The sequence below is a fragment of the Paenibacillus sp. FSL M7-0420 genome, from assembly GCF_038002345.1.
Lineage (GTDB): Bacteria > Bacillota > Bacilli > Paenibacillales > Paenibacillaceae > Paenibacillus_AQ.
Window position 1 is genome coordinate 7,313,200 of sequence record NZ_JBBOCJ010000001.1, and the last position, 13,970, is coordinate 7,327,169.

Sequence of the window (13,970 nt, forward strand, 5' to 3'; positions counted from 1 at the left end):
TAGAGGTGGTGTTGTGATGAATCTAGGAGACTTGGTCATTCGTAAATCCTATGGCGGCGATGTGACCTTCCGGGTAGACAATATATTGCAGAATAGAGCAGTCATTAAAGGCACGGAGTTCCGTCTGCTGGCGGATTCCCCGCTGGAGGATCTGGTTCAGGTGCCTCCTACACGGGTTACCGAGCGGGGAGCGCGTGCGCAGATCAAGGCAACAGAATCTCTAACCTGGTTGCGTAAAGACCGGCAGGTGCAGAGCCAGCGAAGCGGAGAGAGCGTGTCGGGGTCCACGGGAACCTGGGGCCAATCTCCGAAGGAAACGGCTTATTTTGAAGTGCCGGGTAAGGTCCTGCATTTGGATGGTGATGCACTCTATCTGAAGAAGAGCCTGAGCCTCTACGAGCAGCTGCGCATACCGGCGGAGGGACATCATGTCAACGAATCCAAAATGGCGGAGACGCTGTACCGTCTGCTGCCCCGTGTGCGTCCCGATATCGTAGTGATTACCGGCCATGATGGAGTACTTAAGCAACAGCAGAATTATGATTTGTACAGTCTGAGCAGCTATAAGAATTCACAGAATTTTGTGGCAGCCATCCGGGTGGCCCGTGAATATGAGCGGAATTTCGATGCTTTGACGATTGTAGCCGGAGCCTGCCAGTCGCACTTCGAGGCTCTCCTGGGCAATGGTGCCAACTTCGCCAGCTCCCCGGGCAGAATACTCATTCATGCCCTGGACCCGGTGTATATCGCGGCCAAGGCCTCTTTTACCTCTATCCGGGATACGGTGAACTTAAGCGATGTGCTGAGCCATACGATCAGCGGCAATCAGGGGATGGGCGGAATCGAGACGCGGGGCAGCTTCCGGATCGGAATGCCTCAGCTGCAGAACCTGGCTACGCTGAAGGTAGCGCCTTCGGTGCTGTAACCATTCAAGTGATAACTGAACAGGCGGAAGGAATAGGGTAAGCATTCGTGCTTATCCTATTTTGCTGCCACGGAAGCCGCTTAGGACACAAGATGGGTTAGGGAGCAGCCAGTCATCATTACTGATAACAAGGTGCTTAAGTCAGGAATATCCCCGTCTAAAAAAATTCCGTTGACAACTTTTTTCTCATCATCTATAATTATTTATTTAATTTGACAAGTGGTTATAGAGGTTGTATAATGGACAAGGAAAGAGGTGGTCGTCAGGTAATGGCTAATAACGCGCTGTTAGAAATTAAACGCAGTCTTGAAGCTCACGTCGGTCATAAGATCACGTTGCGGGCTAACGGTGGCCGTCGGAAGACCGTTGAACGCACCGGTGTCCTGGAAGAAACGTACCCTTCTGTATTTATTGTCAAACTCGATCAGGAGCAGCAGACATTCAAGCGTGTCTCCTATAGCTATGCCGATATACTTACTGAATCTGTGGAAATCACAGTTACCGAAGACGATGGGCAGATGCGGATTATGTATATCAAAGCTTAGCGTCATGACAGTCTCCCTGCGGGGGGGCTGTTTTTTGATAGAATTTTTATGTTTTGGGGTCCCCGCAAAGTACCTGAGTCAACACCTACGCTAAAGCCCCACTTTGTGGGGTTATTTTGCATGTAGGGGTCTTCCTGAATTATGCTGCATGACACTGGCCTCCCGGCTGCATACTACATAGGCAGTACGTTCATCATAGAGCAGCATACAAGGGAGGAATTCGTAATGAGCCGCAGAAGACGAAGCATGATGTCGGAGGAATTGAAGACGGAGCTGGCCAAGGAGCTTGGGTTCTACGAAACGGTTGAGCAGGAGGGCTGGGGCGGAATCCGGGCAGTCGACGCCGGGAATATGGTGAAACGCGCGATTCAGCTGGCAGAGCAGGCTGCTGCGCGGAAATTGTAAGCGGCTATAGCGGTGTTATGCCGCACCGGGTATCGCCTGCGGGCGGTACCTTTTCTGCTTCATAGAACCGGATGTTTATTTAATGGACTTCACTGTCAGTTTCTCATATAATATGTTAAGTTGTTTTGTACGGGAAAAGCTGAGGGTGGGTGAACGCCTTGAAAATGTATGAGAAGGCACCGGCAAAAATTAATCTGATGCTGGATGTGCTGCATAAGCGGGCTGACGGATTTCATGAAGTGGAAATGATAATGACAATGGTCGATCTGGCGGACCGTCTGGAGCTGTCGGAGCTGAAGCGGGATTCGATTATTATCTCAAGCCAGGCCGGATATATTCCGCTGGATGAGAAGAATCTGGCCTTCCAGGCGGCAAGGCTGATCAAGGACCGGTATAACGTCAGAAGCGGAGTACATATCCATCTGGACAAAAGAATTCCGGTGGCTGCCGGCCTCGCCGGCGGCAGCAGCGATGCCGCGGCTACGCTGCGCGGCCTGAACCGGCTCTGGCGCCTGGGCATCCCGGTGCAGGAGCTGCAGGAGCTGGGCGCTGAGCTGGGCTCAGACGTCCCGTTCTGCGTCACAGGAGGCACTGCCCTGGCTACGGGCAGGGGCGAACGGCTGACCCCAATCGCGAATCCTCCGCAAATGTGGGTCATCCTGGCGAAGCCGCCGATCAATGTATCGACGGCTGAGGTATACGGACGCGTACGCGCCGGCAACATAGCGGTGCATCCGTCCGCGCTCCGCATGCAGCAGGCTCTGGAGGCCGGTGACTTCTCAGCCGTCTGTGAGGGCCTTGGCAACGTGCTGGAGGATGTGACTCTGAAGCTGCACCCTGAGGTGCAGCAGCTCAAGGAAGCGATGCTGAAGCTGGGGGCGGACGGCGTGCTGATGTCGGGGAGCGGTCCGACCGTATTTGGCCTTGTCTCCAAGCACTCCAAGGTGGCGAGAATCTATAACGGGCTGCGCGGATTCTGCAAGGAAGTCTATGCAGTGCGTTCGCTGAGCTAAGCGGAGCGGGACCATCCTCTGATCACGGAGGCAGAGCGGTTTTCGCTTGTGTAAATCCGTACAATAATGATATTATTCATAGTAATATTCGGTTTTGTATAAAGTGAATTTAAGAAGCAAGCATGCATTATTCTTAAATTCAGCTTATAAGGCGAGGAGCGTTCCGTGAAAAAACTTAAACGAAGCCAACGGTTAGTTGACATGACCCAATTTTTACTGGAGAAGCCGCATGATCTGCTGCCTCTGTCCACTTTTGCAGAGCGGTACGGTGCGGCGAAGTCATCGGTCAGCGAGGACCTGGCTATTATAAAAGAGGTATTTGAAGGCGAAGGAATGGGCGAGCTGCAGACACTGGCCGGGGCAGCGGGCGGAGTGCGTTATATTCCGCGCATGCCTATGGATATGGCGCTTGCCTTCGTGAACCGTCTGTGCGGGCAGCTTGAGCAGAGCGACCGGATACTGCCCGGCGGTTATCTGTATATGTCGGATCTGCTCGGCCTCCCGTCCCTGATGGAGCAGGCCGGCAAGATCATTGCCACCGCCTTCTACGGCGTGGAGATTGATGTCGTCATGACGGTGGAGACCAAGGGAATTCCGCTGGCGTACGCAACGGCAGCGCAGCTGGGGCTGCCGGTCGTGCTGGTCCGCCGTGACCATCAGGTAACCGAGGGCTCGGCTGTAAGCATCAACTATGTATCGGGCTCCCATAAGAGCATCCATACGATGTCCCTGTCCAGACGGGCACTGCGCGAGAAATCCCGGGTGCTGATTGTCGATGACTTCATGAAGGCGGGCGGCACCGTACGCGGAATGGTCGATCTGTTGGGTGAGTTCAATGCAGAGGTCGCAGGTGTAGGTGTGCTCGTAGAGTCCGGCGACGTGGAGAATGAAGAACGTCTGCTGCATGACTACGTGTCGCTGGTGAAGCTGACAGAGGTGGACTCCAAGGTGCGGCGTATTTCGGCGTTTCCGGGCAACTATTTCTCCTCCTGAACGAGGGATACTGCCGGTTCTGAAAAGTCGCGCATAATGTCGAAACTGTGAGGATTCTTAAGATAACTGCACGAAATCTGTCGAAATCGACGATTCTGCAAAAATAATCTTCTTAATCAGGCATTATTTGGAATGAAAAAGAAGGAATTCGCTTTGCTGTGTGGAATTATACACCAAGTCTCTGATGGAAAAAGGTGGTGAACACACACATGCAAATTACGGATGTCAGACTCCGCCGCGTCAACTCTGAGGGGAGAATGAAAGCAATCGCATCCATTACAATCGATAACGAGTTTGTTGTTCATGACATTCGCGTCATCGACGGGAATAACGGGATGTTTGTTGCAATGCCCAGCAAGCGTACACCTGACGGAGAATTCCGCGATATCGCACACCCGATTTCTTCGGGAACGCGCGAGAAGATTCAATCTGCGGTTCTGGCCGAGTACGAACGTGCCGCTACGGAAGAAGAGGAAGTTATTGAAGAGGGAGCTTAAGCGGTGAACCGCTGACTCTCTGGAAGTTGCTGCCTCCCCAGGGCGGCAATAGGCCATACCGTTTTATATGTTTCGGGGTCCCCGCAAAGTACCCGGGTCAGCCTCGGAGCCAAAGCCCCACATTGTGGGGGATTTTATTGGGGTTCGAAGAAAAGGGAACCATGCCTGCATGGTTCTCTTTTCTTTTTGCCCGGAATGAGATATATTCAGTAGTGAGTTCAAGAAGTGGGAGGTTGGCATTCTTGAAAAGAATGGCTGTTGTACTTGCTGCAGGTCAAGGCAAGCGCATGAAATCTAAATTATACAAGGTACTGCACCCTGTCTGCGGTAAACCGATGGTAGGGCACGTGCTTGATACAGTGAAGGCAACCGGATGCCAGCGTAATGTAGTTGTTGTAGGCCACGGCGCTGAGAAGGTTAAGGCATATTTAGGCGAGGATGCCGAATATGTGCTCCAGGATGTCCAGCTTGGAACCGGCCATGCCGTCAAGCAGGCCAAGGATCTTCTGGGCAGCGAAGAAGGAACCACCATTGTCATCTGCGGAGATACGCCGCTTGTCATGAGCGAGACACTCGAAGGCATGATGGTGCTGCATGAAGAGCAGAATGCTGCTGCAACGGTCCTTACTGCTGTTATGGAGCAGCCTGCCGGATATGGACGGATTATCCGCGGCGAAGACGGCGGAGTGCTGAAGATTGTGGAACAGAAGGATTGCACAGAGAGTGAAGCTGCGGTTAACGAGATTAATACAGGGACGTATTGTTTTGATAACGCGAAGCTCTTTGCTGCTCTCGAGAAGGTTACGAATACCAACAACCAGCAGGAATATTATTTGACGGATGTTATCGGCATACTCCGGGCGCAGGGCGATATCGTTCTGGGCTATCAGGCCCATGATGCAGCAGAGTCCATTGGTGTGAATGACCGACTGGCGTTGTCTGAAGCCGAAGGCTATATGCGTCAGCGCATCAACCGGGGCCATATGCTCGGCGGAGTCACTATCATCGATCCGGCTTCAACCTACATCGGAGCAGATGTTGTCATTGGAGCAGATACTGTGCTGTATCCGGGCACGGTACTCAAGGGCAAGACAGTGATCGGCGAAGATTGTGTGATTGGTCCGGCAAGTGAAATTGAAGACTGCGTGATTATGGACGGAGCGGCTGTGAAGCATTCCGTGCTGAATCAGGCTCAGGTCGGCACACGGGCTTCCGTTGGGCCTTTTGCGTATTTACGTCCCGGTACCGTTCTGGGTGAGGGTGTTAAGGTCGGCGACTTCGTAGAGATCAAGAATGCTACAATCGGCGACGGCTCCAAGGTATCTCATTTAAGCTATGTCGGTGATGCTGAGGTCGGTAAGAATGTCAATATCGGCTGCGGCGCGATCACCGTTAATTATGACGGCTATAATAAGTTCAGAACCGAGATTGGCGATGATGCCTTTATCGGCAGCAACGTGAACCTTGTGGCTCCGGTTACAGTGGGCAAGGGCGCATTCATTGTCGCCGGTTCCACGATTACGCGTCCGGTATCGGAGAACGATCTGGCGATTGCCAGAGCAAGGCAGGAGAATAAGCCGGGATATGCAGAGAAGATCCGCTCCCGGGCCAAGGCGAAGAAAGACCAGCATAGTCCATCGTAAAGCGTGTAAGCAGAAAGCAGCTGTAGGCTTAGAGCGCCGGACGGACTTCTTGCACATCCGCGCCGGTGCTTTGGCCAGTTAAATTCCGTCACGGAGGGTTTATATTTTATGACTTATTGTGATTCCAAACTCAAGATTTTCACCTGCAACTCCAATCCTAAGCTGGCCAGCCAGATTGCTGATTATATCGGCATTCCGATGGGCGAGTCCCATACGACCAGCTTCAGTGACGGAGAGATTCAGGTTAAGCTGTCGGAGAGTGTCCGGGGCTGTCATGTCTATATCGTTCAGTCCACCTGCGGACCGGTGAACGACAATCTGATGGAGCTTCTGGTGATGGTAGATGCGCTTAAGCGTGCCTCCGCGAAGAGCATCAATGTCGTGATTCCTTACTACGGGTATGCCCGTCAAGACCGTAAGGCCCGTTCCCGTGATCCGATTACGGCCAAGCTGGTAGCGAACCTGATTGAGAAGGCGGGTGCACATCGCGTCATTACTATGGACCTTCATGCGATGCAGATTCAAGGCTTCTTCGACATTCCTGTGGATCATCTGCTGGGTGTTCCGATTCTGGCTCAATACTTCCGTTCGAAGCAAATTCAGAACCCGGTGGTCGTCTCTCCTGACCATGGGGGCGTGGTGCGTGCCAGAAAGCTGGCTGACTTCCTTAATGCTCCGCTGGCGATTATCGACAAGCGCCGTCCTGAACCGAACGTCAGTGAGGTTATGAACATTATCGGTAATATTGAAGGCAAAACGGCGATCCTGATCGATGATATCATCGATACGGCAGGAACGATCGTTCTGGGAGCCAATGCCCTGATGGAAGGCGGCGTGAAAGAAGTCTACGCCTGCTGTACGCATCCTGTATTATCCGGTCCGGCGCATGAGCGTCTGGAAAACTCTCCGATCAAAGAAATTATCGTGACGGATACCATTCCAATTCGCAGCAGCAACCCGACCTCCAAGCTCAAGGTACTGTCCGTGGCCCCGCTTATGGGTGAAGCTATCATTCGCGTGCATGAAGAGCTGTCGATCAGTAAGCTGTTCGAAATCGAATAGGCCGCAGGCAGATCAGCAGAAAAAGGGTTACACCTTTCGTCAAGCGGAAGATGTAACCCTTATCGGCGTGATGCAGCGGGAGGGACTAAAGGCTCGTATAAGCTTCAATATCCCGGACGGGAGATGAAGGTGAAGAGGCTGCGGTTGTACAGCGTACCCTGCAGCTCTACGAAGCCTTCGTCCACCGCTGTAATCACACCGATGTCTACGTGCGCGTTCCCCCTATAGACTTCAACAGGCACAGCATATTGAATATGGTACTGGAAATGGCGCTGCAGTGTTAAGATATCGCCCTGATGTGGCATGTTCATCACCTGTCTCCGGAGTATAAACTTATTGTACCAAAAACGGAACTCTTCTGCTGAGAGTACCGGGCGGAAAGGAAAAACCTTAAATATGAAATGGATTGTTGGACTCGGGAATCCCGGAACGCAATACGCGAAGACCAAGCATAATGTCGGCTTCATGGCCCTCGATGAGCTTGCGTCCAGACACGGAATTGCCTTTAACCAGAATAAATGCAAATCGGTAATCGGTGAAGGGATGATCGGCGGTGTGAAGACGGTGCTGATCAAGCCGATGACCTTCATGAATCTGTCCGGGGAAGCGGTACGGGCTTATATGGATTATTATAAGGTCCAGCTGGAAGATATGATCGTGGTCTATGATGACCTGGATACTGAGCTGGGTAAGATCAGGCTGCGTTATCAAGGCAGTGCCGGCGGGCACAATGGCATCAAGTCCATCATTCAGCATACGGGCACCCAGAGCTTCAACCGGGTGCGGATGGGCATATCCCGTCCGGAGCCGGGCTTTGCTATAGTTGACTACGTACTATCTACCTTCGCCAAGAAGGATGGAGCAAGGCTTGAGAGCATGATAAGTGATACTTGCGATGCTGTGGAATATAGCCTGCAGCATACCTTTGAACAGACCATGGCCAAATTCAACGGATGAAATACAAGGCATAGGGTTCAGGACCCTGCGGCTAAAGCCCTCCCGGGCGGGGCATACTGAAGGTATATACTACCTTCAGGAGGCATATAGATGGCAATACACTATGTATGCAGGCACTGCCGGACGTTCTTGGGAAGCATTGGCAGAAGCGATATTACAGAGATGCAGCTGGGGCTGCAATCCTTGACCCCTGCGGAGCGCAGAGATATCATAGCGTATGATTCAGAAGGCGAGATTACGGTGAAGGTGACCTGCGATTACTGCAAGCAGGCGCTGGATAACAACCCCGAGCTCAGCCTGCTGGCCAGTCCGCTTCAGTAAGGTGGAAGCGCCTGTCTCTATCGTCATCCGCAAGCCTTGGCCTTATCCGCTGAGGCTTGTTTTCGATTCCAATTATAATAGGTGATAGCGGCATTGCCGCTGTCAGCCTGTTTAGTAAGAGAGGTGCACCTGTTGTTACAAGGTCTTATAGAAGCTTTTTCCAAGGATACTGATTTCCAGTCTGTCACCCGTGGCATCGCAGCAGGGATGAAGGAACAGCTTATCTCCGGTCTGTCCGGCTCGGCCAGACAAATCATGCTGGCTGCCCTGCATGAGGAGACGCAGCGTCCGCTCTTGGTTGTGACCCATAATATGTTCTCAGCCCAGAAGATGGTTGATGATTTGCAGGAAGCGCTTTCCCCGGAGCAAGTGCTGCTCTACCCGGCGAATGAGCTGGTGGCGGCTGAGGCCGCTGTCTCAAGCCCGGAGACGCTGGCCCAGCGGATTGATGTGCTGACGCGCTGCGCCCAAGGCTTCCGGGGGATTGTGGTCGTTCCCTACTCCGGCGTTCGGAGGCTGCTCCCCGCTCCGCATGTCATGGCTGAAGCCCAGCTTACGGTTTCGCAGGACGGAACCTTGCCACTGGATGACTTCCTCATGTCCATGATTGAGATGGGCTATGAGCGGGTGGAGCGGGTAGAGAACCGCGGTGAGCTTAGTGTACGCGGCGGTATTATCGACTTCTATCCCATGACCTCTCCACTGGCTTACCGGGTGGAGCTGTTTGATGATGAGGTAGACTCTATCCGCACCTTCGATCCTATGGATCAGCGCTCCATCGATAAGGTCCGCAGTGTGAAGATTACACCGGCCAAGGAGATTATATTCGATCAGCTCCGCCAGGATGCGGCTTCTACCGCTGCGTCTGCAATGCTGGAGCGGCAGCTTGAGAAGATGAGTGACCGTCAGGCCAAGCTGCGTCTGCGTGAGGAGATGGGCCGGGAGCTGGAGATGCTGCGGCAGGGCACCTATTTCCCGGAAGTCTATAAATATATCAGTCTGCTCTACCCTGAACGCATTCATCTGTATGATTATATGGCTCAGGATACTTTGCTTGTCATGGATGAGCCGGCCAGACTTCTGGAGACCGCCAAGCAGCTGGAGCGGGATGAGTCGGAATGGAATCTGCACCTGCTGCAGAACGGCAAGACGCTGCCTGAGCTGCAGCTCTCTGTCGACAGCGAGGTTATTATGTACCAGCGTCCGTTCCAGAGCCTGTTTATGTCGATATTTCTGCGTCAGGTTCCGCATATTCAGCCACAGAATATCTTGGGCTTCATCAGCCGCGGAATGCAGGACTTCCATGGCCAGATGAATGTGCTGAAGTCCGAGATGGAGCGTTGGCACAAGTCCGGCGTGAAGGTGATCATGCTGGCTAATGGCGAGGAGCGGATGGAGCGTATCCGCCGGGTACTGGACGACTATGGCATCGAGGAGCCGACGATCCTGCAGGGTAACCTGGGCTCCGGCTTCGAGCTTCCTTCGATTCATCTCGCGGTGATCACTGAGGGTGAGATGTTCTCGCAGAAGCAGCGCAAGGCGCGTAAGGTCTCGAAGGGCATTGATAATGCCGAACGGATTAAGAGCTATACCGAGTTGAAGATCGGGGATTATGTGGTTCACCAGAATCACGGGATCGGTAAATATATGGGCATCGGGACGCTTGAGGTCAGCGGCATTCACCGCGACTATATGCATATCCTCTATGCTGGAGGCGACAAGCTCTCTGTTCCGATTGAACAGATTGACCTGATTCAGAAATATGTCGGCTCGGAAGATAAGGAGCCGAAGGTCTATAAGCTGGGCGGCAATGAATGGACCCGGGTGACCAGCAAGGTACGGAGCTCGGTTCAGGATATCGCCGATGATCTGATCAAGCTGTACGCAGAGCGCCAGAGCGCGCTTGGCTATGGCTTCGAGAAGGATACGCAGGAGCAGCGCGAATTCGAAGAGATGTTCCCTTATGAGGAGACCCGTGACCAGCTGCGGGCGATCGAAGAGATCAAGAAGGATATGGAGCAGAACCGTCCGATGGACCGGCTGCTCTGCGGTGATGTAGGCTATGGCAAGACAGAGGTGGCGATCCGGGCTGCTTTTAAATCTGCTATAGAGGGCAAGCAGGTGGCTGTGCTCGTGCCGACGACGATTCTGGCGCAGCAGCACTACGAGACCTTCCGTGAGCGCTTCGCCAATTATCCGCTGAATATTCAGGTATTGAGCCGGTTCCGCAGCCGCAAGGAGCAGAATGAGACGATCAAGGGAGTACGCCAGGGGACAGTGGATGTTATTATCGGCACACACCGGCTGCTGTCACAGGATCTGGTCTTCAAGGACCTCGGCCTTCTGATTGTCGATGAAGAGCAGCGTTTCGGCGTGACCCACAAGGAGAAGCTGAAGCGGCTGAAGACCAATGTCGATGTATTGACTCTGACAGCCACACCGATTCCCCGCACGCTGCATATGTCGATGCTCGGGGTGCGTGACTTGTCAGTTATTGAGACACCACCGGAGAACCGCTTTCCCGTACAGACGTATGTGGTGGAGCATAGCCAGACGCTGACCCGGGAAGCAGTGGAGCGCGAGCTGGCCCGTGGCGGGCAGGTCTATTATCTGTACAACCGTGTACAGGGGATTCAGGAAATGGCGGCGCAGATCTCCATGCTGGTGCCGGAGGCAAGAGTGGGTATCGGGCATGGACAGATGTCGGAATCGGAGCTTGAGAAGACGATTCTCGACTTCCTGGACGGAGAGTATGATGTGCTGGTTAGCACCAGTATTATAGAGACCGGTGTCGATATTCCTAATGTAAATACACTGATTGTTCATGATGCTGACAAAATGGGTCTGTCCCAGCTCTATCAGCTGCGCGGACGCGTCGGCCGTTCCAACCGGATTGCTTACGCCTACTTCACCTACCAGCGCGATAAAGTGCTGACCGAGGTGGCTGAGAAGCGCCTGCAGTCCATCAAGGAATTCACCGAGCTCGGTTCAGGCTTCAAAATTGCTATGCGCGATCTCTCCATCCGGGGAGCAGGCAATCTGCTGGGGGCGGAGCAGCACGGCTTCATTGCCTCGGTCGGCTTCGACCTGTATTCACAGATGCTGGCGGAGGAAATCCGCAAACGCAAGGTGAGCGTGCTTGGCGAGGAGGATACTTCCCTGAAGCAGGGGAATACGGTCATTGATTTGTCGATTGACGCGTATCTTCCTTCCGAGTATATTTACGACAGTATCCAAAAAATAGAAATCTATAAGAAGGTTGCTGCTGTGGCTTCCTTCGAAGATGCCTCCGAGCTTGAGGATGAGCTGCTGGACCGGTTCGGCGAATTGCCGGAAGCCGTTATTAATCTGCTCTCTGTGGCCCGGTTGAAGGTGTATGGCAAGCTGTACGGCATGGAATCCATGGTCCGGCGCGGGGATGATGCCCTGCTTAATTTCCACGAGGGCAGCCTCGGGGCGTTTGATACGGCAAAGCTCGCCAAAGTTGGTAATAGCTTCGAAAGGCGTGTACAATTTGATAAGGATGCCAAGGCAACGATCCGGATCAAAGCGAAGGATTTAGGTGACAAGGAGCTGCTGGATGTGCTGGAGCAATTCCTGGCGGCAGCCAAACAGTCTTTAAAATCGAAGGGAGAATTACACAATGTCGTTAAATAAAAAATCCTGGAAGGTACTGGTGGTCTCGCTGACCGCAGCCCTGTCCTTCTCCATGCTTGCTGCCTGCAGCAATAAAAGTGATGATACTGCGGTGGCAACGTATAAGGGCGGCACCATTACCCAGAAGGAATTCAATCTGGATACCCGCGTAATGAAATTCCTGTCCCCCGAGCAGGCGCAGTATCTGGAGATCGATATGTTCAAGGAGTCCATCCTGAAGCAGGAGGTCGCGTTCGAATACTTGGCGGACAAGGCCACGGATGAAGCGAAGAAGGCTGCGGAGAAGGAAGTCGATACTCAGATCGGCTCTATCAAGACTGCGCTGGGCGATAAGTACAAGAGCACGCTGAAGGAACAGGATCTAAGCGAGTCGGACCTGCGTTCCTATATGCAGCGCGTACTTACCGTATATCAGGACATGCTGCTGAAATTAACGGACGAGCAGGTCAAGACCCATTATGAAGCCACCAAGGCTGATTATAGTGTGGCTACTCTGCGCCATGTCCTGGTGGGCCTGACCGATAGCGCCGGTAAAGAGCGGACGGATGCCGATGCGCTGAAGCGCGCCCAGGAAGTGAAGGCGAAGCTGGATGGCGGGGCAGACTTTGCAGCCGTTGCCAAGGAATACTCGGATGATACCGGCACGAAGGAAACCGGCGGTGAATATAAGGACAAGGCTCTGGTAGAATATGTAGCAGAGTTCAAGGCTGCGGCCCACAGTCTTCCGCTGAATACGATCAGTGAGCCGGTCAAGACCACCTACGGATATCACATTATCAAGGTGGAAGCCCGCAAGGACACTACCTTCGATACGCTGACTGCCGACCAGCTGAAGGCTGTGAAGAACTCTGCCGCTTCTGCCAGCCTGGAGACCTTCCTGGAGAAGGAACTGGATAGTCTGGAGATTAAAATCAATCTGCCGAAGAGCTCTGCTGCTGCAGGCAGCGCGGGAGCCACAGCCACACCGGCTCCGGCTGCGGGCAGTGACACGCCAGCCGCTACAGATACACCGGCTGCTACAGAAGCCGCTAAATAAATTTAGGCTGGACAAGCCGCCTGATGCGCCATGCATCCGGGCGGTTTTTTTTGCCGCAATAGAGCAAAACGGGGAAAATACTGCGGCGGTATAGAAATGACTATTTGTGATCATAACTGGAATGATGCCGGGCCGGGGCGTTCTCATTCTCCATGAACAATTATATGCGGACTGACGGATGTATAAGGAACTGGGAAGAGATGAATACTATGGTCAGATATTACGATAAATCACCGGGATTAACCATTCCCATAATGGACAGTAGTTGGACCATACATCTTAAGGAAAGCGGGGCAACATTTGAAATGAAAGCTACTGGTATTGTAAGACGTATTGATGACCTCGGACGAGTTGTTATCCCCAAAGAGATCAGACGCACCTTACGGATTCGTGAGGGCGATCCTCTGGAAATTTTTGTTGACCGCGATGGTGAGGTTATATTGAAAAAATATTCACCGATTGGTGAATTGGGCGATTTCGCCAAGGAATATGCAGAGTCGCTGTATGAAGGAACAGGGCATATTACCATGATTACGGACCGGGACACGTTCATCGCGCTCGCCGGCGGCTCCAAGAAGGATTATCTGGAGAAGCAAGTGGGTGTGCTGCTGGAAAAGGTAATGGAAAGCCGTAAAACGATGCTTGAGACCAATGCAGGCAGCTATGACATCAGCAAGGACCACACGGAGCTGTTATCCACTTATGTGGCAGCGCCTATTATCTCCGGAGGAGATCCGATCGGCTGCGTAGTGCTGCTGAATAAGGATGATTCAGTCAAGATGGCCCAGATGGAAGTGAAAATGGCGGAGACAGCCGCAGCCTTCCTGGGCAAGCAAATGGAGCAGTAATCAGCTGGTGCTGGAGAGTCCCGCTTTTCCTTAGGTTATTATGACCGTAGGGAATGGCGGGTTTTTGC

14 protein-coding genes are annotated in these 13,970 nt (G+C 53.0%); 13 read left to right on the plus strand and 1 reads right to left on the minus strand.

Annotation, left to right across the window (positions count from 1 at the left end; all coding sequences use genetic code 11):
• The first annotated feature begins 16 nt into the window (after positions 1-16).
• From yabG to MKX51_RS31540, 8 genes are all read left to right on the plus strand, one after another.
• Complete coding sequence (yabG, locus tag MKX51_RS31505) at positions 17-925, plus strand: sporulation peptidase YabG (RefSeq protein ID WP_340995175.1); 909 nt, start codon at positions 17-19, stop codon at positions 923-925.
• A gap of 269 nt (positions 926-1,194) precedes the next feature.
• Positions 1,195-1,470: a biofilm formation stimulator Veg gene (gene veg, locus MKX51_RS31510; RefSeq protein WP_036696386.1), complete on the plus strand. Its 276-nt coding sequence runs from the start codon at positions 1,195-1,197 to the stop codon at positions 1,468-1,470.
• Positions 1,471-1,695: 225 nt separating this feature from the next.
• A complete protein-coding gene (locus tag MKX51_RS31515) occupies positions 1,696-1,875 on the plus strand; it encodes a small, acid-soluble spore protein, alpha/beta type (RefSeq protein WP_036723967.1) in 180 nt (59 codons plus the stop codon).
• A gap of 158 nt (positions 1,876-2,033) precedes the next feature.
• Positions 2,034-2,888, plus strand: coding sequence for a 4-(cytidine 5'-diphospho)-2-C-methyl-D-erythritol kinase (gene ispE / locus MKX51_RS31520; protein WP_036696392.1), 855 nt, complete (start codon positions 2,034-2,036; stop codon positions 2,886-2,888).
• A 165-nt stretch (positions 2,889-3,053) separates the two neighbouring features.
• Positions 3,054-3,881, plus strand: coding sequence for a pur operon repressor (purR, locus tag MKX51_RS31525; RefSeq protein ID WP_036723965.1), 828 nt, complete (start codon positions 3,054-3,056; stop codon positions 3,879-3,881).
• 209 nt (positions 3,882-4,090) lie between these two features.
• Positions 4,091-4,378 (plus strand): septation regulator SpoVG, encoded by a 288-nt coding sequence (spoVG, locus tag MKX51_RS31530; RefSeq protein WP_036696395.1) that lies wholly within the window; start codon positions 4,091-4,093, stop codon positions 4,376-4,378.
• Positions 4,379-4,620: 242 nt separating this feature from the next.
• Positions 4,621-6,021 (plus strand): bifunctional UDP-N-acetylglucosamine diphosphorylase/glucosamine-1-phosphate N-acetyltransferase GlmU, encoded by a 1,401-nt coding sequence (gene glmU, locus MKX51_RS31535; protein WP_340995177.1) that lies wholly within the window; start codon positions 4,621-4,623, stop codon positions 6,019-6,021.
• 108 nt (positions 6,022-6,129) lie between these two features.
• A complete protein-coding gene (locus MKX51_RS31540) occupies positions 6,130-7,083 on the plus strand; it encodes a ribose-phosphate diphosphokinase (protein ID WP_019914487.1) in 954 nt (317 codons plus the stop codon).
• Between the two features lie 104 nt (positions 7,084-7,187).
• Here the strand turns inward: MKX51_RS31540 and MKX51_RS31545 are convergent, their stop codons facing one another.
• On the minus strand, positions 7,188-7,394 hold the full coding sequence (locus MKX51_RS31545) for a hypothetical protein (protein ID WP_379254216.1): 207 nt from the start codon (positions 7,392-7,394) through the stop codon (positions 7,188-7,190).
• Positions 7,395-7,479: 85 nt separating this feature from the next.
• Here MKX51_RS31545 and pth point away from each other — a divergent pair, with 85 nt between their 5' ends.
• From pth to spoVT, 5 genes are all read left to right on the plus strand, one after another.
• The gene (gene pth / locus MKX51_RS31550; RefSeq protein WP_036723962.1) at positions 7,480-8,040 is read left to right on the plus strand and encodes an aminoacyl-tRNA hydrolase; all 561 of its coding nucleotides are present in this window, start codon (positions 7,480-7,482) and stop codon (positions 8,038-8,040) included.
• 90 nt (positions 8,041-8,130) lie between these two features.
• Positions 8,131-8,361 carry an anti-sigma-F factor Fin family protein gene (locus MKX51_RS31555; protein ID WP_036696405.1) on the plus strand — a complete coding sequence of 77 codons (231 nt, stop codon included), beginning with the start codon at positions 8,131-8,133 and terminating at the stop codon, positions 8,359-8,361.
• 132 nt (positions 8,362-8,493) lie between these two features.
• Positions 8,494-12,018: a transcription-repair coupling factor gene (gene mfd / locus MKX51_RS31560; RefSeq protein WP_340995179.1), complete on the plus strand. Its 3,525-nt coding sequence runs from the start codon at positions 8,494-8,496 to the stop codon at positions 12,016-12,018.
• Complete coding sequence (locus MKX51_RS31565; protein WP_036723960.1) at positions 12,005-13,054, plus strand: peptidylprolyl isomerase; 1,050 nt, start codon at positions 12,005-12,007, stop codon at positions 13,052-13,054. Before mfd ends, MKX51_RS31565 begins: the two co-directional genes overlap by 14 nt.
• 305 nt (positions 13,055-13,359) lie before the next feature.
• Entirely contained in the window at positions 13,360-13,902 is a 543-nt protein-coding gene (spoVT, locus tag MKX51_RS31570; RefSeq protein WP_036723994.1) for a stage V sporulation protein T, read from the plus strand.
• Positions 13,903-13,970: the final 68 nt, after the last annotated feature.

Coding starts and splice junctions, on each gene's coding strand:
- yabG (WP_340995175.1), top strand. CDS start 17: ATGAATCTAGGAGACTTGGTCATTCGTAAATCCTATGGCGGCGATGTG.
- veg (WP_036696386.1), top strand. CDS start 1,195: ATGGCTAATAACGCGCTGTTAGAAATTAAACGCAGTCTTGAAGCTCAC.
- MKX51_RS31515 (WP_036723967.1), top strand. CDS start 1,696: ATGAGCCGCAGAAGACGAAGCATGATGTCGGAGGAATTGAAGACGGAG.
- spoVG (WP_036696395.1), top strand. CDS start 4,091: ATGCAAATTACGGATGTCAGACTCCGCCGCGTCAACTCTGAGGGGAGA.
- MKX51_RS31540 (WP_019914487.1), top strand. CDS start 6,130: ATGACTTATTGTGATTCCAAACTCAAGATTTTCACCTGCAACTCCAAT.
- MKX51_RS31545 (WP_379254216.1), bottom strand. CDS start 7,394: ATGAACATGCCACATCAGGGCGATATCTTAACACTGCAGCGCCATTTC.
- pth (WP_036723962.1), top strand. CDS start 7,480: ATGAAATGGATTGTTGGACTCGGGAATCCCGGAACGCAATACGCGAAG.
- MKX51_RS31555 (WP_036696405.1), top strand. CDS start 8,131: ATGGCAATACACTATGTATGCAGGCACTGCCGGACGTTCTTGGGAAGC.
- MKX51_RS31565 (WP_036723960.1), top strand. CDS start 12,005: ATGTCGTTAAATAAAAAATCCTGGAAGGTACTGGTGGTCTCGCTGACC.
- spoVT (WP_036723994.1), top strand. CDS start 13,360: ATGAAAGCTACTGGTATTGTAAGACGTATTGATGACCTCGGACGAGTT.